Here is a 21,665-nt window from a genome sequence, read left to right as displayed (position 1 = left end):
TGCAAGCGTGATCCCATGCAAAGGTGTCTGCCCCGGATGCCTGTTGGAGATCTGCACATGCCCATCGACCAGACCGACATCGTGACCCTTGGCAAAAGCCGGATCGGCACCGCCGCGCAGCTTGGCATCACCGCGCCGGGCGCCGATGTGCCGGTGCTGAACTATCAGGCCTTCGCGCGGGACGAAGGTATCCGCATCGACCTGCCCGAGGGCCAGGCGACGCTGACCAGCTTCACCATGGTCTGGGACGTGATGACGGCACCGACCGGCGGCTTTCAGGCGCTGTTGCAGCTTGGGGCGGAGAACAATTCGGACGCCGATCTGTTCATCCGCGGTAATGGCGGGATCGGCATCAACGGCGATTACACCGGCACGGTGCCTGCCGATGACTGGGTGCGAATCGCGCTGACGGTGCAGGACAACGGCGATGGCAGCTCGACGCTGACGAAATACATCGACGGTGCGCTGGTGGGCACGCAGACCATGCCGACCGCGCGTTATACCGTCGACAAGGGGTTCCTGATCCTGACCGATGACGATGGCGAGGTGAATACCGGCTACCTCGCGCAATTCGCGGTGAGCGCGGGCGTGCGGGATGTGGCGGCGATGGGCGGCGTCGGCACGCCGCTGGCCGATACGCTGGTGACGCTCGGTTTTGCGGGCAACACCCCCACGGTGAGCGCGGGCGGCGTCGATGTCATGGTCACCGAGGAAACCCCGGTCGATCCCGGCGACATCGGCACGGTGACGATCCGCGACATGCTGGTGAGCCTGTCGGATGAGCCGGTCAGCTATGACCTGAACGATGTTTTCGGCGCCAATGCGCATGGGTTCACCGTCACCAACTCGAACGGCGAGGCGGTGGAGGCGACGATCACCGACGGGGTGCTGACGCTCGGGTTCAATGCGCTCGGCCTGTCGGATCTGGTGGTCACGGCGGTGAACGGGGCGGGCCAGACGGTGACCGACAACGTGCGGGTCCGCGTCGCGGGCGAGGGTGCCTATACGATCGCGATCATGCCCGATACGCAGGATTACACCTCGAACGCTTCGATCAGCCAGACCTTCTTCGACATGACGCAATGGCTGGCCGATAATGCGGCGTCGAAGGGGCTGAACTTCGTCAGCCATGTCGGCGACATCACGCAATGGTCGGCGCAGTCGCAGTTCACCATGGCGAAGGCCGCGATGGATACGCTGCGCGAAGCGGGGGTGTCGTTCTCGGTGCTGCCGGGGAACCATGACATCGGCACCAACGGATCGTCCGACAAGCGCGTGACGGATACCTATAACGCGGCGTTTTCGGTTGGCTACATGTCCGGGGATCCGACCTTCGGCGGCGTCTACGATCAGGAACCGAACCGCTATGACAACAACTTCCACCTGTGGACGGCGGCGGATGGTAGCGAATGGATCACGCTGAACCTCGAATTCGGGCCGCGCGATGATGTCCTTCGCTGGGCGGATGAGGTGCTGACCCAACATGCCGGTCGCAAGGCGATGGTCGTCACCCACAGCTACAACAATTACGACAGCCTGCACGATCCGCTGGGCGTGGTGCTGGAGGACGAGGGCGCGGCCTATAACTACGGCCTCGGCAATGATCCGGAAGGCGCCTGGGACGGCACCGAGATCTGGCGCGAGGTGATTTCCTCGCACGCCAATGTGGTGATGACGGCGGGCGGGCATATCTTTGGCGACGGCGCGCAGACGATCGTGTCCTACAACGATTACGGCCTGCCGGTGTTCCAGTTCCTGGTGAACTATCAGGACGGGGTGGCGCGTGAAACCACCGGCGCGGGCGATGCGGCGCAGGGTGGCAACGGTGGCAATGGCGCGATCCGGCTGGTGACGGTCGATCCGGAAAACGACGTGATCCATACCGAGACCTATTTCACCGAACTGGACACCTATTATACCGAGCCGCGCGGCAAGGCGGAGCGCGACCGCGACGGGCTGACCGGCCCCTATGCGGGCCATCAGGAAGACCTGCCCAACGCGCATCTGGACCGCGCGGCGGTGGCCGAGGCCGATGCGGGCGCGGATCAGGTGGTGACGGGCACGAGCGTCACCCTCTCCGCTGCGGCATCGACCAACCCGGAGGGCGAGGCGATCCGCTACACCTGGACCGACGAAGGCGGCACTGTCATCGCCTCGGGCATGGAGGCGCAGGTCGATCTGCGCGCCGGGGTGCATGACCTGACGCTGAGCATCGAGACGGCTTCGGGCGTGGTCTCGACCGACGACCACCGGGTGATCGTCAAGACCGACAAGGTATGGCTCGCCGAGACCTTCGACGATGGCGATGCCGCGGGCTGGACCCGCCCCGCGGCGCAGAAGGTGGTGACGCAGTTCAGCTTCGACGGATCGCTTGAGGGCGGCAGGATCGGCACGGGCACGATCGAAATGCAGGGCGCGGCGGACAAGATGGCCTTCGGCACCACCGCCGATTTCGGCCTGCCCGACATCGGCGGCGCACAGGCCAATGTGATGCGCCTCGACGCGCTCGCCCCCGCCGAAGGGCTGCTGGTGAAACCGGGCGTCAGCGGCCAGATCACCGATTACATGCTGGTCTATGACATCTACATCCCCTCCGGCGCGGGGGACTGGACCGCGCTGTTGCAGACCGGCACCGGCGACGCCGAAGTCTTCGCCCGCAGCAATGGCGACGGCACGGCGGGCATGGGGATTTCGGGCACTTACGCCGGGGCGCTGCACTATGACGCCTGGAACCGCATCGCGGTCAGCCTGTCCTCCGAAGGGCCGAACGGTGAACATCACGTCCTGCGCAAATATATCAACGGCGTGCAGCAGGGCAGCTACCACACCGTGGACAGCACACTGTCGGACGGCTCGCGCTGGACGATCGACGGCGACAAGGGCTTCCTGCTCTTTGCCGACAACGACCGGGAGACGACGCCGGTCTATATCTCCTCCGTCACCTTCGTCGAGGGCTATGACCCGGGCCTGCTCAAGGGCTTCGGCGGCGCGGATGCGGGCGGCCCGCTGAGCAAGGCGCGGGCGGACGATCTCGGCCCCTTCTTCGTCAAGGGCAGTGCGACGACCGACACCACCGCCCCCCACGAAGGCGCGCTGTTCGATCAGTCGAACCAGACGGATAACCTCGTGGTCTGGAAGGATGGCGACTGGGACGACCAGATCATCGAAGCCACGCTGCGCTCGATGGACAATGATACGATGGGGCTGGCCTTCCGGCATCAGGATCCGGCCAACCAGTATCTGCTGACCCTCGACGCCGAAACCAACACCCGGCAGTTGCTGCGGGTGCAGGACGGCGTGACCACGGTTCTGGCGACGGAAACCGGCGGTTACCGGTTCAACGACGCGTTCGATCTGCGCATCAATGTGGTCGGCGGCACGATCGCGGTGTCGATGGACGGGGTGGCGCTGTTCGGCGGCGCGGTCACGGACAGCGATCCGCTGGGATCGGGGACGGTGGGGCTTTATTCCTCCGGCCAGAAAGGCGCGATCTTCGACGACATCGTGGTGCGCGCGGCGGACCCCGAGGCGGTTGCGGGCGCGGATCTGACGCTGATCGACTGGGACGGCGACGGGATCGAATTCGTGGATCTGGACGGCTCGCTGTCGGTGGGCAGCGATGCGGCATGGTCCGGGCGCGGGGTTTCCGCCGAGGGGCAGGCCACGGCCACGGCGGGGCGCAACGACTATACCCTGACGGTGGACGGCACGACCGATACGGTGACCGTCAACCTCGCCACCGGCGACCGGCTGATCGCTGCGGACCGGTTCGAGGATGGCGATGCGGCGGGTTGGCGCATCGTCGATACGACCGAGATCGGCACCGCCGACTGGGCCGTGGTCGATGGCAGGCTGGTCGAGCAATCGGGCGCCTATAGCCGCGAACTGGTCTACAAGGGCGCCAATGCCGCCGATGTCTGGGAAAAGGGCTGGTCGCCGCTGGGCGATGGCCCCTATGCGCTGCACAAGGGTTCCTATGCGCTGTGGGAGGGCAACACCGCGCTGACCGATTACAGCATCCAGACCGAGGTCACCGCCCCCACCGGCGCCGTCGGGCTGATGCTGAACTGGCAGGACGCGAACAACTACTACAAACTGGAGATCGACCAGCGCGTCGGCCTGACCACGCTGGTCAAGGTGGTGGACGGCTATGAAACCAACCTCGCGCGTTCGACCACGACCTATACCCCGGGCGAAGGCTTCACGCTCAAGGCCGCGGTGGTCGATGGCAAGGTGCAGGCCTGGGTCGATGGGCTGCACCTCTTTGCCGATCCGATCGCGGTGCGCGACCTGCCCGGCGGGTCTGCGGGCGTCTGGTCCTGGGGCGCGAAGGGCGCGGGGTTCGACGACATCGCCATCGTCGATCTGTCCGACGATTTCCGCTTTGAACTCCACGGCAGCGATGGCAACGACCGGCTGGTGGGCACCGATGCGGATGAGCTGATCTTCGGCGGGGCAGGGCGGCTCGATACCCTTACCGGCGGCGCGGGGGCGGATCGCTTCGTCTTCGGCGCGGAAACGGCGAATGGCCTGCGCGAAACCACCCGCATCACCGATTTCACCCCGGGCGAGGACCGGCTCGATCTGGGCGGGGCGGCGATCAACAAATCCATGGTCGCGGGCGGGTCTTTGCTGCTCTGGGTCGGCGAGGACAACGACCAGATCCAGCTTGCGGGGGTTAGCAGCCTCGATGGCCTCGCCTTCGTCTGACCCCGCCTTCGTCTGATTGTCACAACCGCCCGGTAACAGCCGGGCGGACCACCCCTTCGCAAATGAGTCACACCATGCGTTTTCCCCTCATCCTCACCGCCGTTCTGGCCGGCACCGCCGCGCAGGCGGGCACGATCACCGATCCGGCGGCCGATGTCGCGCTCTGGGGCGGCGATATCATCGCCACCGCCACCGCGCCGGTTTCGGCGGATATCGCCGTCGATGACGTCTTCCTGTCGGGCGGCCCGGGCCAGAGCTATGCCCTGTCGATCGGCCATGGCGGGACCGAACTGCTGTTCGCCGAAACCGGCAGCTACAGCTACGATGGCGACCGGGCGCTCAGCTTCCTGTTCGACCTGAACGGCGATGCGACCTTCGGCGACTGGCTGAAGGTGACCTATACTTTCGCCGAGCCGGTGAGCGACGGCGCCTTTGCCGCGGATATGACCGTCACCTGGGGCGCGGATCTGCCCGCCGTGCCGCTTCCGGCGACGCTGCCGCTCCTGATCTGCGCGCTGGCCGGTGGCGCCGCCCTGCGCCGCAAGGCGTGATCCCGGCCCGGGGGCTTTGCGCCCCCGGCCCCTGCCGAAAGACCTGACCCATGTCCCATCGCACCCCACAGGCCCTTGGCGCGGCTGAACTCCGCTCGGTCCGCGCGCGGCAGCGCCCGCTCGTCTGGGCGGTCGTGCTGTTCTCGGCCTTCGTGAACCTGCTGATGCTCACCGGGCCGCTGTTCATGATGCAGGTCTATGACCGCGTTCTGGGCAGCGGGTCGGAGGCGACCCTGTTCGCGCTCGTCGGGCTGGTGGCGTTTCTTTATGGTGCGATGGCGGTGCTGGATGTGGTGCGCACGCAGGTGATGGCGCGCGCCGGGTCGCGGTTTCAGGCGGATCTGGACCGGCGGGTGTTCGACGCGGCGCTGCGGCGGCAGGCGGTGACGCCCGACGATCCGGCGGCGGCCGCGGCGGAGCGGGATGTGGATGTGCTGCGGCAGTTCGCCTCCTCGCCGCTGTTCTTCGCCTTTGTCGATCTGCCCTGGGTGCCGGTGTTCCTGTTCGGGATCTTCGTCTTTCACCCGCTGATGGGGGCGCTGGCGGTGGCGGGCGGGGCGGTGCTGCTCGCCATCGCCATCGCGAACCAGATGCTGACCGGGCGCAAGCGGGCCGAGGCCGCGGGCGCGGGCATCGCCACCGACCGCATGGCCGCGCAGTTCCGTGCGGAGGCCGGGCCGGTCGGCGCGCTCGGCATGCGCGGCGCGGTGCATGACCGGTGGGAGGCCGCGCGGGCCCGGATGCTGGAACATGCCGTTTCGGCGGGCGATCTGGGCGCGGTGTTCGGCTCGGCGACGAAGATCTTCCGGCAGTTTCTGCAATCGGCGATGCTGGCGCTCGGCGCCTGGCTGGTGCTGCGCCACGAGGTTTCGTCGGGCGTGATGATCGCGAGTTCGGTGCTCCTTGGCCGGGCGCTCGCGCCGGTCGAGACGATGGTGGGGCAGTGGCCGTTCCTGCAATCGGCGCGGCTGGCCTGGGCGCGGCTTTCGGGCCTTCTGGGGATGGTGCCGCGCGCGGTCGAGCGGATGCCGCTTGCGCGCCCCGCCGCGTGGCTAAGCGTGGAAACCCTCACCGTCGCGCCGCCCGGCACCCGCAGCCCGACACTGCACCGGCTGGGCTTCGCGCTGGAACCCGGGCAGGTGGTGGGGGTGATCGGGCCTTCGGCGGCGGGGAAATCCTCGCTCGCGCGGGCTGTCACCGGGATCTGGCCGCCCGCCGCCGGGACGATCCGGCTGGGCGGCGTGTCGATCGAGCAATATGGCGAGGATGTTCTGGGCCGCCTGATCGGTTATCTGCCGCAGCGGGTCGGGCTGTTCGATGGCACCGTGGCCGAGAATATCGCCCGGATGACGCCGGGCTTTTGCGCCGAGGACGTGCTGCGCGCGGCCGCGCGGGCCGGGGCGCATGAGATGATCCTGTCCTTCCCTGACGGCTACGACACCCGCATCACCGCCGAAGGGGGGCGGCTCTCGGGCGGGCAGGTGCAGCGGCTGGGCCTTGCGCGGGCGCTGTTCGGCGATCCGGTGCTGCTGGTGCTGGACGAGCCGAACTCGAACCTCGATGCTGCGGGCACGGCGGCGGTGAACGGCGCGATCCGCGCGGTCAAATCCGCGGGCGGTATCGTGATGATCATGGCGCATCGCCCGGCGGCGCTTCAGGAATGCGATCTGGTGCTGATGCTGGATCAGGGGCGGCAGGTGGCCTTTGGCCCGCGTGACGAAATCCTGCGCGAGCGGGTGCGCAACACGGCGCAGGTTCTGCGGCAGGTGCAGGCATGAGCCATTCCGCGAAGACGCCGCTGATCGCCGGGGCGGTGATGCTGGCGGTTCTGGTCGGCGGGCTCGGCGGCTGGGGGGCGTTCGCTTCGATCGCCGGGGCGGTCGTCGGTTCCGGCAAGGTCGAGGTGAAGAGCCAGCGTCAGGTGATCCAGCACGCCGATGGCGGCACGGTCGAACGCGTGCTGGTCAAGGAAGGCGACACGGTGGCCGAGGGGCAGGTGCTGCTGCGGCTCGACGGCACGCGGCTGCGGGCGGAACGCGCCATGGCCGATGCGCAATATTACGAAATCCTCGCCCGCCGGGGGCGGCTGGAGGCCGAGCGCGACGGGCGCGATGCGGTCACCTTCCGCCCCGAACTGCGCGACCGCGCCGGGGCCGATCCGGCGGTGGCGGAGCTGATGCGCGGGCAGGCGGGGCTGTTCATCGCGCGCGCCGAAACCCTCGCCGGGCAGCGCGAGCAACTGACCGAGCGGATCGCGCAGATCGAAAGCCAGCTTGCGGGCCATGACGCGCAGATCGCCGCGCTGGAACGGCAGGAAGGGCTGATCGCGCGCGAACTGGCCGACAAGCGCAGCCTGCTCGACCGTGGGCTGATGCAGGCGGCGACGGTAATGGCGCTTGAGCGCGAGGCGGCGCGGCTGGCGGGCGAGCGCGGCGGGCTGATCGCGGCGGCGGCGCAGGCGCGCGGGCGGATCGTGGAAACCCGGCTGGAAATCCTGAACCTCGCCGCGAAACGGCGCGAAGACGCCACGGCGGAACTGCGCGATCTGGGCGTGCAGGAGATGCAGCTGGCCGAACAGCGCGCCGCGCTTGCGGAACAGATCGCCCGGCTCGATCTGCGCGCGCCGGTGGCGGGGGTGGTCTATGGCCTACAGGTGGCGGGCGCCCACGCCGTGCTGCGCGCCGCCGATACGGTGGGCTATGTCGTGCCGCAGGATCAGCCGCTGGTGGTGGCGGTGCGCATTTCGCCCAACGACATCGACAACCTGCATCCCGCGCAGGTGGCGAAGCTGCGCTTCACCGCGTTTTCCGCGCGCACCACGCCCGAGGTGACGGGCCATGTCACGCTGGTCTCGGCCGATGCGTTCGAGGACCGGCAGACCGGCCAGAGCTATTTCCGCGCCGAAGTCGCGCTGGATCCGGGGGAACTGGCGCGGCTGGGCGATGTGACGGTGCTTCCCGGCATGCCGGTCGAGGTGATGCTGATGACCGGCGCGCGCCCGGCGGTGAGCTATCTGCTGAAACCCGTCACCGATTATTTCGCGCGCGCCTTCCGGGAAAGCTGAACCGGGCGTCAGACCGTGGCGGCGATGGCGAAGAACGCCTCGACCAGCCGGGCGGAGCGGCGTTCGCGCAGGCAGACGAGGGATTCCGTCATTTCCAGCAGGTGATGCGGATCGCGGATCGGCACCGCGACCAGCCGCCCGTCCTGCCCGAATTCCGCGCGGCTGACGAAGCCGATCCCTGCGCCCGAGGCGACCAGTTCGCGCACCGCCTCGCGGCCCTCGGCCTCGATCGCGGGGGACAGGGCGACACCCGCCGCGCGGGCCGCCTCCTCCAGCTTGCGGCGGGTTTTCGAGCCGCTTTCGCGATAGACCAGCGGCCAGAGCGCGAGATCGGGGAAATCCACCGCGCCGCGCGCGGCCAGCGGATGGCCCACCGGCACCGCCGCGACGATCGGCGTGGCCGACAGATGCAGCACATCGAGGTCACGCGCGCCATGGGCCTCGGTCGTGACCCCGATATCGGCGTCATAGCGGTAGAGGCTGGCCGCCACCTGTTCGGTATTGCCGCTGCGGATGGACACCCGCACGCCGGGATATGTCTCGCGGAACCGGGGCAGGATATGCAGGACGTGATGCGCGCTGTCGGCGACGATGCGCAGCGTGCCCGCGCGCAGGGCCCGCGCCTCGGACAGAAGCTCCTCGGCCTGCTGCGCGCTGTCGAACAGCCGCCGGGTGATCTGCAACAGCCGCTCGCCCGCCTCGGTCAGGGTGATCTGCTTCTTGTGCCGGTGGAACAGAAGGATGTCATATTCCTCTTCCAGCTTGCGGACCTGATCCGAGATCGCCGGCTGCGTCAGGAACAGCGCCTCGGCGGCGCGCGAGAACCCGCCGTGGATGGCAACGTGATGAAAGGCCCGTAACTGCACATATCGCATGACGTATAGCCGTAGCTTACAAGATGATCTTGTATCGCGATTTGATTTATGGCTGACAAGCGTGGACACTCGCCCTTTCGGTCAGGGGGCGGGGATGTATCCACTCGACATAGTTCTTCATCTCGCGGCGGCGGTGATGCTGTTCCTTTGGGCACTGCGGATGGTGCGCACGGGGGTCGAGCGCGCCTTCGGCCCGGCGCTGCGCGATGGGCTGCGGCGCGCGCGCGGCGGGGCGCCGGGGATGGCGCTGGCGGGCGGGCTGCTGGCGATGGTGCTGCAAAGCGGCACGGCGGTGGGGATACTGGCGGCCGGATTCGCGGTGAGCGGCACGCTCAGCGTGGAGCAGGGGATCGCGGCGCTGGTGGGGGCGGATCTCGGCTCGGCGCTGATCGCGCGGCTGCTGTCGCTCGACCTGTCGGCGCTGGTGCCGCTGCTGATCCTGCTCGGGGCGACGCTGTTCCTGAAGTTCGAGGGGCGCAGGGCGCGGCAGGCCGGGCGGATCATCCTCGGCATCGGCTTCATCCTGATGTCGCTGACGCTGATGAGCGCGGCGACCGATCCGCTGCGCCATTCCGCCGCCCTGCCCGAGGTCGTGCGCTGGCTGGAGGGCGACCGGCTGACCGCGCTGATCGCGGCGGGGCTGTTCGCCTGGGCGGTGCATTCGTCGGTGGCGACGGTGCTGCTGATCGCGGGGTTCTGCGGCGCGGGGCTGATGCCGCTTTCGGTTGCGCTGCCGATGGTTCTGGGCGCCAATGCGGGGGGCGCGATGATCGCGGTCTGGCTCAGCCGGGGCCAGCCGCCGGTGGCGCGGCGGATCCCGCTCGCCAATCTGCTGTTCCGGCTGGCGGGGGTGGCGCTGGCCTTTCCGTTTCTGGAACGGGCCGCCGGGCTGTGGACCGCAGAGCCGGGGCTGGCCGCCGTCAATGCGCATGTCGGGTTCAACCTGCTTCTGGCGCTGGCCGCGCTGCCCCTGGTCCGGCCGATGGCGCGGCTGACGGAGCGGCTGCTGCCCGAGGCGGCGCAGGACGAGCCGGGCCGGGTCACCGCGCTCGACCGCAAGGTGCTGCCCCGGCCCGGTCTGGCGCTTGGCGCGGTGCGGCGGGAGCTGCTGCATATGGCCGAAACCATCGCCCGGATGTTCGGGCCGGTGCCCGATCTGCTGGATGGCGCGCGGCTTGACGACATCGCGCGGCTGCGGGTGCTGGAGGGGCAGGTGAACGCCTATCACACCGGCATCAAGCTCTATCTGGCCGAACTGCGCCGCGCGCCGCTTTCGCCGGAGGAGGCGCGGCTGGCCAGCGACCTGATGGATTTCGCGATCGGCTTTGAACATGCGGGCGACCTGATCGCGAAGACGCTTTACCCGCTGGCCGAGACGAAGCAGCGCAAGGGGCTGCGGTTCTCGCCCGAGGGTCGCGGCGAGATCCGCTCGCTTCAGGCGCGGGTCGAGGCGAACCTGCAACTCGCGCTCAATGTCCTGCTGTCGGCGGATGTGGAAAGCGCCCGCGCCCTCGCGCGCGAAAAGGAGGTGCTGCGCGGGTTGGTGCGCGACAGTAACCGGCGCCACATGGAGCGCCTGCGTCAGGGCAGCCCCGACAGCATCGCCACCAGCGACATCCATATCGAGGTGCTGCGCGCGCTCAAGGAAATCAACTCGCTGCTGGTCACCGTGGCCTATCCGATCCTGACGCAGACGGGGCAACTCCTCCCCAGCCGGTTGGTCACCGGACAGCCGGAGGAATGATCCCGCCGTCACACGCCGGTCATCAAGCTGTGGGAAGCTGCGCGAACCAACAGTGAGGCTGATGATATGATAAGAATAATAGATTTTTCTTATCATGTCTTTCAGGTCATTCTTCTGCTCATCACAAGAGGCCGCAGCGCGAAACGCACCTCCCCGCGATTCGTGGTCAGCGTCCCGGATGCAGAAGACTGCTCACCCCCCAACAGGTGCGCCGGGCCGGACCCGGTGCAAATACGGAAGGATTCCCCGATGCTGCGCAGGCTTTTCAGCCTTACCCTTCTCGCTTCCGCGCTGCCCTCGCTCGCGGCGGCGCAGACCGAACTCACCGTCTATACGGCCTTTGAATCCGACGATCTGGCGCGTTACGCCGCCGCCTTCACGGCGGAACATCCGGATATCAAGATCAACTGGGTCCGCGATTCCACCGGGATCGTTACCGCCAAACTGCTGGCCGAAAAGAACAATCCGCAGGCGGATGTGGTCTGGGGTCTGGCGGCGAGTTCGCTTCTGGTGCTGAAATCCGAAGGGATGCTGGAACCCTATGCGCCGAAGGGGGTCGCGGCGCTCGATCCGCGCTTCGTCGATACCGATACGCCGCCATCCTGGGTCGGCACGGATGCCTGGGTCGCGGCGGTCTGTTTCAACACGGTCGAGGCGGCGAAGCTGGGCATTCCGACGCCGACCAGCTGGGAAGACCTGACGAAGCCCGAGTTCAAGGGCCATGTGGTGATGCCGAACCCGGCCTCCTCCGGCACCGGCTATTTCGACGTCTCCGCCTGGATCCAGCTTTTCGGCGAGGAGAAAGCCTGGGACTACATGGACCGGCTGCACGGCAACATCGCGGCCTATACCCATTCCGGCTCGAAACCGTGCAAGATGGCGGGGTCAGGCGAAACCGTGGCGGGCATTTCCTTTGCCTTCCGCGGCGCCAAGACCAAGGCCGAAGGCGCCCCGATCGAGGTGATCCTGCCGTCCGAGGGCGTGGGCTGGGACATGGAATCGGCGGCGATCATCGCCGGGACGCCAAAGCGCGAAGCGGCGCAGGCGCTGATGGACTGGGCCGTCAGCCCGGCGGCGATGAAGGAATACAACGTCGGTTACGCCATCATCGCGATCCCGTCGCTGGCGCAGCCGGTGCCGAACTTCCCGGAAAACATCGACAAGGCGATGATCCCGAACGATTTCGTCTGGGCCGCGAATGCGCGCGCCGCGATCCTTGAAAAATGGTCTGGCCGCTACGACGCGAAGTCGGAAGCGAAGCAGTGACCCCCCGGCCGGGTGCCCGCGCGCCCGGCCCTTCCGCACAGGACAGCCGATGACCAGCGACACCGTGGCCCCGTGTGAGGCCTATCTGGATATTTCCGATCTGTGGAAGAGTTTCGGGGAGTTCATTGCATTGCGCGACATTGCCCTGAAGGTCGCGCGGGGGGAGTTCATCTGCTTCCTCGGGCCGTCGGGCTGCGGCAAGACCACGCTGCTGCGCGCCATCGCCGGGCTTGATCCGCAAAGCCGGGGCACGATCCGGCAGGGTGGGCGGGACGTGTCGCGCCTGCCGCCGTCGCAGCGCGATTTCGGCATCGTGTTCCAGTCCTACGCGCTGTTCCCGAACCTGACGATCCGGCGCAACATCGCCTTCGGGCTGGAAAACGCCGGGCGCTCGAAACAGGAGATTTCGGCCCGGGTGTCGGAGCTTCTGGAGCTGGTCGGGCTGACCAGTCAGGCGGAGAAATACCCCGCGCAGCTTTCGGGCGGGCAGCAACAGCGCATCGCACTGGCGCGTGCGATCGCGGTCGGGCCGGGGTTGTTGCTGCTCGATGAACCGCTGTCGGCGCTGGATGCCAAGGTCCGCGTCCATCTGCGCGGCGAGATCAAGGCCCTGCAACGCAAGCTCGGCGTGACGACGATCATGGTCACCCACGATCAGGAAGAGGCGCTGGCGATGGCCGACCGGATCGTGGTGATGAACAACGGCGTGATCGAACAGATCGGCACCCCGACCGAGATCTACCGCACCCCGGCAAGCCTGTTCGTCGCCGAATTCATCGGCGAAACCAACCGGATGGCAGGGGTCTACAACGACGGGCGGGTGACGGTGGGCCCTGTCACGCTGATCACCGGCCCGCGCGGTTTCCACCGCGACAGCCGGGTGCAGGTCGCGATCCGGCCGGAGGACGTCGTTCTGCGCGCCCCGGGCGAGAGCGGGGACAATCTGCTGTCGGTGCGGGTCGCGGCGATGGAGTTCCTCGGCACATGGTGGCGCTGTCTGCTCGCGCCCACGGATCGGATCGGGCCGGAGCTGGTGGCGAATGTCTCGGTCGGCGCGGCACGGCGGGCGGGGATCGCGCCGGGCAAGGCGTTGCAGGTCGAGATCCCGCCCGACCGGGTGCTGATCTTCCCGAAGGGAGGCGCGGATGCCTGACGCTTTCGTGCTGCCGCCCGGGCGGGCGCCGGGGATGGTGCTGGACCGCGACGCCGTTGTGAAGCGCCTGCTGATGGTCGTCATCGGGCTTTATCTGGTGATCGCGCTGGCGCTGCCTTTGGGGGTCATGCTGGCGAAAAGTTTCGGCACATGGCGCTTTGACCTGACCCGCTTCGAGATGCAGGTGGGCGATGGCGCGGGCAACTGGGGCCCGGTCGAAACCGCCGCCGTGATCGCTGGGCGCGTGGGCCTCGACCCCACCGCCCTGCGCCCCAGCAGCGAAAGCCGGCTGGAGGCGACGAAGCTCTTCCCCGATTTCTCCTTCCGCGGACCGGAGCATTACCGGCTCCGCGCCGCGGCTCCGGGGGCGGTCTGGCTGGTCGGGCTCGACCGGATCAGCACGGCGGAGTGGCAGGACTATGATTCCAACACCTTCCGCCGGGTGATGCTGCGCCCCGCGATGGGCTGGGGGGTGGACAACTACCTGACCTATTTCACCAATCCGGTTCTGTTCGCTTCGGTGCGCAATTCGCTGGTGGTGGCGCTGGTCTCGACGGCGATCACGGTGGGGCTGGCCTTCGGCTTCGCCTATGCGCTGACCCGGACCTGCATGCGCTGGAAGGGGATGTTCCGCACCATCGCGGCGATGCCGATCCTCGTGCCCTCGCTGCTTCCGGGGATCGCGCTGGTTTACCTGTTCGGGCAGCAGGGCTGGCTGAGGGGCGCGCTGATGGGGCAGTCGATCTATGGCCCGCTCGGCATTGTGATCGGCTCGGTCTTCTTCACATTCCCCCATGCGCTGATCATCCTGACCACGGCGCTGTCGATGGCGGATCAGCGCCATTACGAAGCCGCCGCCGCGCTGCGCGCAAGCCCGTGGCGCACCTTCCGCACCGTCACGCTGCCCGGCGCGCGTTATGGGCTGATTTCGGCGGGCTTCGTGGTCTTCACGCTGGTGATCACCGATTTCGGCCTGCCCAAGGTGATCGGCGGGCAATATTCGGTGCTGGCCGTCGATATCTACAAGCAGGTGATCGGCCAGCAGAATTTCGAGATGGGGGCGGTGGTCTCCGTGCTGCTGCTGATCCCGGCGGTTCTGGCCTTTGCGGTGGATCGCTGGGTGCAGAAGAAACAGGTCTCGGTGCTGAGCGCGCGCTCCGTGCCCTATGCGCCCCGGCCCGACGCGCGGCGCGACCGGGCGGCGCTGGCGTGGTGCGGGCTGATCGCGGTCTTCATCCTTGGCATCATCGCCATGTGTCAGGTCGCGGCGCTGGTGAAGTTCTGGCCCTATGACCTGAGCCTGACGCTGCGCAATTTCGACTTCGGCGCGAAGGGCGGCGGCTGGCGGGCCTGGGTGAATTCGGTCGAGCTCGCCGCGCTGACGGCGGTGATCGGCACGGGGGTCATCTTCCTCGGCGCCTATCTGTCGGAAAAGACCGAAGGGTTTGCCTTTGGCCGGGGGCTGTTCCACCTGCTCGCCATGCTGCCGATGGCGGTGCCGGGGCTGGTGCTGGGCCTCGCCTATATCTTCTTCTTCAACGATGCCGCCAATCCGCTGAACCCGATCTATGGCACGATGGTGATCCTCGTGCTCTCGACGGTGACGCATTTCTATACCGTCGGCCATCTGACGGCGCTGACCGCGCTGAAACAGATCGACCGCGAATTCGAGCCCGTCGCCGCCTCCCTGCGCCAGCCGTTCCACCGGTTGTTCTTCGGGGTGACGGTGCCGGTCTGCATGCCCGCGATCCTCGACATCGCGATCTACATGTTCGTCAATGCGATGACGACGGTTTCGGCGGTGGTGTTCCTGTATTCCACCCATACCGCGCTGGCCGCGATTGCCGTGCTGAACATGGATGACGCGGGGGATATCGCCTCTGCGGCGGCGATGGGGATGCTGATCTTCTACACCAATGTCGCGGCGCGGCTGGCGCATGGCGCGCTCTCCCGCCGTCTGGACCGCAGCGCGATGGCCTGGCGGCGGCGCTGATTTCCGAAGGAGCCTCGAATGAAATCCTATGATCTGATTGTGGTGGGGGCCGGGATCGTCGGCCTTGGCGCGGCGCTGGCGGCGCATCGGCAGGGGCTGAAGGTCGCGGTGGTGGAGCGTTCCGCCCGCGCGGTCGGCGCCTCGATCCGCAATTTCGGCTTCGTCACCGTGACCGGGCAGCGCGCCGGGGCGCATTGGGAGCGGGCGCGCCGCGCGCGCGACATCTGGGCCGAGGTCGCGCCGCAGGCCGGGATCCCGGTGCTGCATGCCGGGCTGGTCATGCCCGCCTATCGCGAAGAGGCGGAGGCGGTGATGGACGCCTTCCTGCGCACCGAAATGGGGGCCGAGTGCCGCCGCATCACGCCCGAGGCCGCGCAGGAGATCGTGCCCTCGCTCCGCATCGAGGGGATGCGCGCCGCGCTCTATTCGCCGCATGAGCTGCGGGTGGAATCCATGACGGCGGTCGGGCAGCTTGCCGCCTGGCTCGGGCGCGAGGGGGTGGAGTTTCACTGGTCAACCACGGTTCTGGGGATTTCGGGGACCACGGTCGAAACCAGCCGCGGCACGATGCGGGCGGATGGCGTGATCGTCTGCCCCGGGGATGATTTCGCCACGCTCTACCCCGAACGCTTCGCGCCGCAGGGGCTGCGGGTCTGCACGTTGCAGATGCTGCGCGTGGTGCCCGGCACGGCGACGACATTCAACGCCGCGGTGATGTCCGACCTGTCCTATGGCCGCTACGAAGGCTTTACCGGCCTGCCGGAGGCCCGCGCCCTCGAAGCCCGGCTGAATGCCGAATACGCGCAGGCCCGCGCCGCCGGGATCCATGTCATCGCGGTGCAATCGGCGGATGGCAGCCTTGTCGTCGGGGACAGCCACGTCTACGACACTGCCGCCTGTCCCTTTGCCGAGGATCGGGTGGATGCGCTGATCCTCGACTGTTTCGACGAACTGTTCGACATGCCCGGGCGGCAGGTGTCGAACCGCTGGACCGGCACCTATGCCTCGGGCGCGGGGGTGATCTTCCTCGACCGTCCGGCCCCCAATGTGCGGCTGATCTGCGTCACCGGCGGTACCGGCGCCTCCACCGCCTTCGCGCTTGGCGAACAGGTGCTGGCCGATCTCCACTCCCCCGCAGCCGAAGGAACCTTCGCATGACCCTCCCCCTCAAGGCCGTCGTCTTCGACTGGGCCGGCACGATGATCGACTACGGCTCCTTCGCGCCGATGGGCGTGTTCGTCGAAGCCTTCGCGCGCTTCGGCATCGACGTGTCGATCGCCGAGGCCCGCGAACCGATGGGCCGCCCGAAATGGGACCATATCGCGGCGATGCTGGCACAGCCGCGCATCCATGCCGCTTGGGCCACCGCGCATGGCCATGCCCCCGGCGAATCCGACATCCGCGCGATTTATGACGTCTTCGTGCCTATGAACGAAGAGGTGGTGGGCGATTTCTGCACCCTCGTCCCCGGCGCGGCGGAGATGGTCGCGGGGCTGCGCGCGCGCGGGCTGAAGATCGGCTCGACCACGGGCTATACCCGCTCGATCATGGACCGGGTGCTGCCCCTGGCGGCGGCACAGGGCTACGCGCCCGACAATCTGGTCTGCGCGGGCGACCTGCCCGCCGGGCGGCCGACGCCGATGAACATGTATAAATGCTTTCTCGACCTTGGCGTCTGGCCCGCCGCTTCGGTGGTGAAGGTCGATGACACCGCCGTCGGCATCGACGAGGGCCGCGAGGCCGGGTGCTGGACGGTGGGCGTCACGCTTTCGGGCAACGAGGTCGGCCTGACGCCCGAGGCGGTGGCGGCGATGTTGCCCGCGGAACTCGCCCCGCTGCGCGACCGGGCGGCGGCGGTGCTGCGGGCGCGCGGGGCGGATTACGTCATCGACACGGTGGCCGACCTGCCCGCCGTCCTGTCGCAGATCGAGGCGCGGCTGGCGGCGGGAGAAACCCCCGTCCCGCGGCACATGCCCTGACCCGTCAGGCGGAGGGCCGCGCCGCCGAAACGATGAAGCGGTGCTGGCTATGGGCGACAAGCGCGGCGCGCGACAGCCGGTTCGGGTGGCGCGCGCGCAGCACCGGCCCGATGCCCGCGCGGCGGATCGCGGTGAACCCGGCGGCCCGCAGCAGCGCGACCACATCCCGGTCGCGCAGCCCCGCGCCAAAGGGCAGCCGCGCCATGATCCGGCGGTGCGCCGCCCATTGCGCCGGGGTCAGCAGGCTGTGGCCGTCCGGCACCGGGCCGAGCAGCCGCTCGATCCAGCTTTCGCGCGCGAAATCGCCGTCGATGATCATCAGCCGCCCGCCGGGGCGCAGCACGCGGAACCAGTCGCGCAGCGCCGCCGCCGGGTCCGGCAGGGTCCAGAGCAGGTTGCGCGCCAGGATCGCGTCCTGGCTCCGGTCCGGCTCCATGGTGTTTTCGGCATCGGCGATGCGGCAGGCGATCCCCGCCGTTTTCGCGCGCGCCAGCATCGGTTCGGCGAAGTCGAGGCCCGTCACCCGGAACCCCGCCCGGTGCAGCAGCGCGCTCATCACCCCGGTCCCGCAGCCGAGGTCCAGCGCCGCGCGCCCCGTGCCCAGATGGTCCCAGATCGCCTCCAGCCAGGCATCGGCCTCGGGCGCGGACATGGCGCCGTGGCCGATGCTCTGGTCATAGGTCTGTGCCCGGATCTCCCAGTAATCGCGGATGTCGTCCTTCAGGCAGCGGTTCACGGCGCCCGCCGGGCAAGGATCTCCTCCATCCGCTGGCGCGCGGCGGGGGGCAGGTCGTCGGGCAGGTCGGCCGCCGTCGCGGGCTTGTCGCCGACCTGGATCAGCATCACCATCCCCATCGTGTAATGCGGCGAGCATTTGACGCCCCAGATCCCTTCGGCGTCCAGCGTGACCTCGATTTCCTGATTGATCTTGCCGATGAATTTCTTGCCGCCCTCGGGGATCATCCCGGCGATGGTGGCGGCATTGTGGCCGGGATCGGTGGCGAGGAACTTCACCGTGTCGCCCGGCTTGATCACCAGATAGTCGGGCTCGAACGGCATCGGGCCGGTGTCGTTGCGGTTGAGCATCTTCACCTCATGCACCTCGGCCAGCGCGGCGCAGGGCAGGAGACAGGCGAACAGGGCGGCACGGAGCAGCATGGGGGTGTCCTTTCAGGCAAGGGATTGGAAGGCAAAGACCGGGCGTCCGCCGCCCGGATGCGGAATCAGCATCGCCTCGACGGCGAAGACATCGCGGATCAGCGCAGGGGTCAGTACCTCGGACGGCGGGCCGAGCGCGACGCAGCGCCCGGCGTTCAGCACCATGATCCGGTCGCAGCGCAGCGCATGGTGCATGTCGTGCAGCGCGATGACCGTGGTGATGCGCAGCCGCGCGATCAGGTCGAGGATCGCGATCTGGTGGTGGATGTCGAGGTGGTTGGTCGGCTCGTCGAGCAGCAGGATCCGCGGCGCCTGCGCATGGGCGCGGGCGATATGGGCGCGCTGGCGCTCTCCGCCCGACAGCGTGGCCCAGTCCCGATCCGCCAGCGCCCGCATCCCCACCGCATCCAGCGCGGCATCAACGGCGGCATCCTGCGCCGGGCCCCAGGGTTCCAGCGGGCCGAGCCAGGGCGTCCGCCCCAGTTCCACCGCATCGCGCACGGTGATCCGGTCCTGCGTTTCGGAGGACTGGGCGACGAGGGCAAGGCGGCGGGCGATCTCGCGCCGCGGCATCCGGGCCATCGGCTGGCCTTCCAGCCGCACTTCGCCCCGGGTCGGGCGGGTCAGCCCGGCCAGCATCCCGAGCAGGGTCGATTTCCCCGATCCGTTCGGCCCGATCAGGCCGAGCGTCTCGCCCTCCTCCAGCCGCAGGTCGATGCCCGAGACGATCTCCCGAAATCCAACCCCGACGGCTTCGAGAACGGCGCTCATCTGGCCTTCCCCCGGATCATGATCAGCGCAAAGGCCGGCGCACCCACCAGCGCGGTCACCACCCCGATCGGCAGCACCTGCCCGGGGATCGCGATCCGCGACACCACATCCGACACGATCAGGAACACCGCCCCCGCCAGCGCCGTCGCCGGGACCAGCCGCACATGCCGCGCCCCCACGAGGAAGCGCATCGCATGCGGCACCACCAGCCCGACGAAGCCGATCGCCCCCGCGATCGACACCATGATCGCCGTGACCAACGCCGCCGTGCCGATCAGCACCGCCTGCGTCCGGCGCAGGCTGATGCCGAGCGAGGCCGCGCTTTCGGCGCCGAAGGTGAAGGCGTCCAGCACCCGCGCATGCCACAGCGCCACGCCCAGCCCGATCAGCGCCATCGGCAGCGCGATCCAGGTATCCGGCCAGCGCACGCCCGACAGGTTCCCCAGAAGCCAGAACATGATCCCCCGCGCCTGTTCCGCGCTGGCCGACCGCGCGATGATCAGCGCGGTGAGGGCGTTGAACATCTGCGATCCGGCGATCCCCGCGAGGATGATCACCCCCGCGCCGCGCATCCCCGTGCCGCCCCCCGCCGCGCGCGCAAGCAGCGCGACGAGGCCGAAGGCCGTCAGCGCACCGGCAAAGGCGCCTGCCGACATGCTGACCACCCCCGCGCCGAGGCCCGCGACCGAAACCGCGACCGCGCCCGTCGAAGCCCCCGCTGAAATCCCCAGCAGATAGGGTTCCGCCAGCGGGTTGCGCAGCAGCGCCTGAAGGATCAGCCCCGAGAGCGCGAGGCTCGCGCCCCCGCAGCCCGCCACCACCGCGCGCGACAGCCGGTAGTGCCAGACCACCCCGGCCTCGACGGCGGACACGTCGCGCGCGCCAAGGCCGAGCTTGACCGACAGCACGTCAAGCACCGTCGAGAGCGGTATCCGCGTCTCGCCCACCGCCGTGCCGAAGAACAGCGCGGCCAGCAGCACGACGGGGGCCAGCCAGAGCCAGCCCACACCTCGCGCGGTCATTTGCCCAGACCGAAGCCCGCCAGAGCATCCGCCAGTTGCTCAAGTCCGTAGATCGAACGCACCGAAGGATCCATCGCATGGGCCGGCATGGCCACGATGCGGTCGGCCTTCACGGCGTCCAGCTCGCTGACCACCGGGTCCGTCTTCAGGAATTCGCGCTTTACCGCGATGTCGTCGGCCGGGAAGCGGCGGCGGTTCAGTTCGGCGGTGACGATGAAGGCCGGGTTCGCCTGGGCGATGGTTTCCCAGCCCACGGTCGGCCATTCCTCGGCCGAATCCGTCACGTTGCGGATCCCCAGCTTCGACAGCATCCAGCCCGGCGCGCCATAGGCCCCGGCGATATAGGGGTCGATCTCCAGATCGGCGGAGGAATACCAGAACACCCCCGTGGTGTCCGCGGGCAGGTTCAGCGCCTTTGCCTTTTCGATGGCGGCGGCCTCGCGCGCCTTCAGATCGGCGATGACCTCGGCCCCGCGCTCCTGCACGTCGAAGATCGTCGCCAGTTCCTCGATGCTCTGATACAGTGTCGCGGTGTCGAACATCTGCGTGCGGGCGCCGTCCATGCTGTCCGCGTTGTTCTTGCCGATACATTCGGTCGGCATCACCCAGCTCGGGATCTTTGAATCGTCGAACATCTCGCGGGTGCCGACGGCGCCCTGCGGCCCGATCATCCATTCATAGGCGGTGACGACCAGGGCGGGCTTCTTCGCCACCACGCTTCTCGAAGCTCGGCGCGTTGTCGGCCAGCCGCTCGACCTTCGCATCCACCTCGGCGAACTCGGGCAGGACCGGGTTGATCCACAGCGCCGTGCCCGACACCTTGTCGGCCAGCCCCAGCAGATACAGGATCTCGGTCGTGCTCTGCCCGACGCTGACCACGCTTTCGGGCGCCTTGTCGAAGGTGACCTGATGGCCGCAGCTCGTCAGGGTCAGCGGGTATTGCGTGCCCGCGAACGCCATCGGCGCAAGGACGAGCGTGCCCACGAGCGCGGTGGTGAATTTCAGCATGATGTTTCCTTCCGAAGCATCTGGACGGGCGGAAGGCGGACGGAGCCCGGCCATGGGACAGCCGGGGAACCACGTCACGCCCGGGCCGACCCGCCCGGGTTGAACTGACTGCGTCGGCAGGTCTCCTGACTGGCGGGTCGCGGCCTCCCCCGGCCTTCCCGGGCCATGGCCCAGTGGCATTCTCGGGTTCGGCTGCCGCCTACAGTTGCGGGGGCAGTTCCGGTTATCCACCCGAAGGTGGAGATGGATTCCCTATTAATTCCGTTTGGAAACCGACGGGCTACCGTTACCTGCAACCCGCCCCCTCTGGCAAGGGGGCCGGGGCCCGATCCGGCGGAACCGGAACATCTGTGCAACAGGGGGGCGGGTCG

The 21,665-nt window shown here is 68.3% G+C and carries 15 protein-coding genes, 1 pseudogene and 1 riboswitch; of the genes and pseudogenes, 10 read left to right on the top strand and 6 right to left on the bottom strand.

Going from position 1 to position 21,665, the window contains the following annotated elements:
* Window positions 1-57: 57 nt before the first annotated feature.
* The 4 genes from QM789_RS05240 (at window position 58) to QM789_RS05225 (ending at window position 8,325) form a co-directional block, all read left to right on the top strand.
* Window positions 58-4,710: a hypothetical protein gene (locus tag QM789_RS05240; RefSeq protein WP_420350913.1), complete on the top strand. Its 4,653-nt coding sequence runs from the start codon at window positions 58-60 to the stop codon at window positions 4,708-4,710.
* Between the two features lie 74 nt (window positions 4,711-4,784).
* Window positions 4,785-5,261: a hypothetical protein gene (locus QM789_RS05235; RefSeq protein ID WP_420350912.1), complete on the top strand. Its 477-nt coding sequence runs from the start codon at window positions 4,785-4,787 to the stop codon at window positions 5,259-5,261.
* 50 nt (window positions 5,262-5,311) lie between these two features.
* Entirely contained in the window at window positions 5,312-7,039 is a 1,728-nt protein-coding gene (locus QM789_RS05230) for a type I secretion system permease/ATPase (protein WP_420350911.1), read from the top strand.
* Window positions 7,036-8,325, top strand: coding sequence for an HlyD family type I secretion periplasmic adaptor subunit (locus QM789_RS05225; protein WP_420350910.1), 1,290 nt, complete (start codon window positions 7,036-7,038; stop codon window positions 8,323-8,325). The genes QM789_RS05230 and QM789_RS05225 overlap by 4 nt, the downstream gene beginning before the upstream one ends.
* A gap of 8 nt (window positions 8,326-8,333) precedes the next feature.
* Here QM789_RS05225 and QM789_RS05220 read toward each other — a convergent pair whose 3' ends face one another.
* A complete protein-coding gene (locus QM789_RS05220; protein WP_420350909.1) occupies window positions 8,334-9,200 on the bottom strand; it encodes a LysR substrate-binding domain-containing protein in 867 nt (288 codons plus the stop codon).
* Window positions 9,201-9,294: 94 nt separating this feature from the next.
* On the opposite strand from QM789_RS05220, the gene QM789_RS05215 reads away from it, so the two are divergent.
* The 6 genes from QM789_RS05215 (at window position 9,295) to phnX (ending at window position 17,335) form a co-directional block, all read left to right on the top strand.
* Window positions 9,295-10,944: a Na/Pi cotransporter family protein gene (locus tag QM789_RS05215; RefSeq protein ID WP_420350908.1), complete on the top strand. Its 1,650-nt coding sequence runs from the start codon at window positions 9,295-9,297 to the stop codon at window positions 10,942-10,944.
* A 249-nt stretch (window positions 10,945-11,193) separates the two neighbouring features.
* Entirely contained in the window at window positions 11,194-12,210 is a 1,017-nt protein-coding gene (locus QM789_RS05210; protein WP_420350907.1) for a putative 2-aminoethylphosphonate ABC transporter substrate-binding protein, read from the top strand.
* A gap of 49 nt (window positions 12,211-12,259) precedes the next feature.
* Window positions 12,260-13,363 carry a putative 2-aminoethylphosphonate ABC transporter ATP-binding protein gene (locus tag QM789_RS05205; RefSeq protein WP_420350906.1) on the top strand — a complete coding sequence of 368 codons (1,104 nt, stop codon included), beginning with the start codon at window positions 12,260-12,262 and terminating at the stop codon, window positions 13,361-13,363.
* The gene (locus QM789_RS05200) at window positions 13,356-15,356 is read left to right on the top strand and encodes a putative 2-aminoethylphosphonate ABC transporter permease subunit (protein ID WP_420350905.1); all 2,001 of its coding nucleotides are present in this window, start codon (window positions 13,356-13,358) and stop codon (window positions 15,354-15,356) included. The genes QM789_RS05205 and QM789_RS05200 overlap by 8 nt, the downstream gene beginning before the upstream one ends.
* Window positions 15,357-15,374: 18 nt before the next feature.
* Window positions 15,375-16,514 carry a TIGR03364 family FAD-dependent oxidoreductase gene (locus QM789_RS05195; protein ID WP_420350904.1) on the top strand — a complete coding sequence of 380 codons (1,140 nt, stop codon included), beginning with the start codon at window positions 15,375-15,377 and terminating at the stop codon, window positions 16,512-16,514.
* Window positions 16,511-17,335, top strand: a complete 825-nt coding sequence (gene phnX / locus QM789_RS05190) for a phosphonoacetaldehyde hydrolase (protein ID WP_420350903.1) — start codon at window positions 16,511-16,513, stop codon at window positions 17,333-17,335. The genes QM789_RS05195 and phnX overlap by 4 nt, the downstream gene beginning before the upstream one ends.
* Before the next feature lie 4 nt (window positions 17,336-17,339).
* Here the strand turns inward: phnX and QM789_RS05185 are convergent, their stop codons facing one another.
* From QM789_RS05185 to QM789_RS05165, 5 genes and pseudogenes are all read right to left on the bottom strand, one after another.
* Complete coding sequence (locus QM789_RS05185; protein WP_420350902.1) at window positions 17,340-18,071, bottom strand: class I SAM-dependent methyltransferase; 732 nt, start codon at window positions 18,069-18,071, stop codon at window positions 17,340-17,342.
* The gene (locus QM789_RS05180; RefSeq protein ID WP_420350901.1) at window positions 18,068-18,493 is read right to left on the bottom strand and encodes a pseudoazurin; all 426 of its coding nucleotides are present in this window, start codon (window positions 18,491-18,493) and stop codon (window positions 18,068-18,070) included. Before QM789_RS05180 ends, QM789_RS05185 begins: the two co-directional genes overlap by 4 nt.
* Before the next feature lie 12 nt (window positions 18,494-18,505).
* Window positions 18,506-19,264 (bottom strand): ABC transporter ATP-binding protein, encoded by a 759-nt coding sequence (locus tag QM789_RS05175; RefSeq protein ID WP_420350900.1) that lies wholly within the window; start codon window positions 19,262-19,264, stop codon window positions 18,506-18,508.
* Entirely contained in the window at window positions 19,261-20,286 is a 1,026-nt protein-coding gene (locus QM789_RS05170; RefSeq protein WP_420350899.1) for a FecCD family ABC transporter permease, read from the bottom strand. The genes QM789_RS05175 and QM789_RS05170 overlap by 4 nt, the downstream gene beginning before the upstream one ends.
* A pseudogene (locus QM789_RS05165) lies at window positions 20,283-21,294 on the bottom strand (ABC transporter substrate-binding protein). Before QM789_RS05165 ends, QM789_RS05170 begins: the two are co-directional and overlap by 4 nt.
* A 97-nt stretch (window positions 21,295-21,391) precedes the next feature.
* Window positions 21,392-21,586, bottom strand: a riboswitch (cobalamin riboswitch).
* Window positions 21,587-21,665: the final 79 nt, after the last annotated feature.

It is taken from the genome of Paenirhodobacter sp. (assembly GCF_047600745.1).
GTDB lineage: Bacteria > Pseudomonadota > Alphaproteobacteria > Rhodobacterales > Rhodobacteraceae > Rhodobacter.
This window is presented reverse-complemented; position numbering and strand designations above follow the sequence as displayed.

Coding starts and splice junctions, on each gene's coding strand:
- QM789_RS05240 (WP_420350913.1), top strand. CDS start 58: ATGCCCATCGACCAGACCGACATCGTGACCCTTGGCAAAAGCCGGATC.
- QM789_RS05235 (WP_420350912.1), top strand. CDS start 4,785: ATGCGTTTTCCCCTCATCCTCACCGCCGTTCTGGCCGGCACCGCCGCG.
- QM789_RS05230 (WP_420350911.1), top strand. CDS start 5,312: ATGTCCCATCGCACCCCACAGGCCCTTGGCGCGGCTGAACTCCGCTCG.
- QM789_RS05225 (WP_420350910.1), top strand. CDS start 7,036: ATGAGCCATTCCGCGAAGACGCCGCTGATCGCCGGGGCGGTGATGCTG.
- QM789_RS05220 (WP_420350909.1), bottom strand. CDS start 9,200: ATGCGATATGTGCAGTTACGGGCCTTTCATCACGTTGCCATCCACGGC.
- QM789_RS05215 (WP_420350908.1), top strand. CDS start 9,295: ATGTATCCACTCGACATAGTTCTTCATCTCGCGGCGGCGGTGATGCTG.
- QM789_RS05210 (WP_420350907.1), top strand. CDS start 11,194: ATGCTGCGCAGGCTTTTCAGCCTTACCCTTCTCGCTTCCGCGCTGCCC.
- QM789_RS05205 (WP_420350906.1), top strand. CDS start 12,260: ATGACCAGCGACACCGTGGCCCCGTGTGAGGCCTATCTGGATATTTCC.
- QM789_RS05200 (WP_420350905.1), top strand. CDS start 13,356: ATGCCTGACGCTTTCGTGCTGCCGCCCGGGCGGGCGCCGGGGATGGTG.
- QM789_RS05195 (WP_420350904.1), top strand. CDS start 15,375: ATGAAATCCTATGATCTGATTGTGGTGGGGGCCGGGATCGTCGGCCTT.
- phnX (WP_420350903.1), top strand. CDS start 16,511: ATGACCCTCCCCCTCAAGGCCGTCGTCTTCGACTGGGCCGGCACGATG.
- QM789_RS05180 (WP_420350901.1), bottom strand. CDS start 18,493: ATGCTGCTCCGTGCCGCCCTGTTCGCCTGTCTCCTGCCCTGCGCCGCG.
- QM789_RS05175 (WP_420350900.1), bottom strand. CDS start 19,264: ATGAGCGCCGTTCTCGAAGCCGTCGGGGTTGGATTTCGGGAGATCGTC.
- QM789_RS05170 (WP_420350899.1), bottom strand. CDS start 20,286: ATGACCGCGCGAGGTGTGGGCTGGCTCTGGCTGGCCCCCGTCGTGCTG.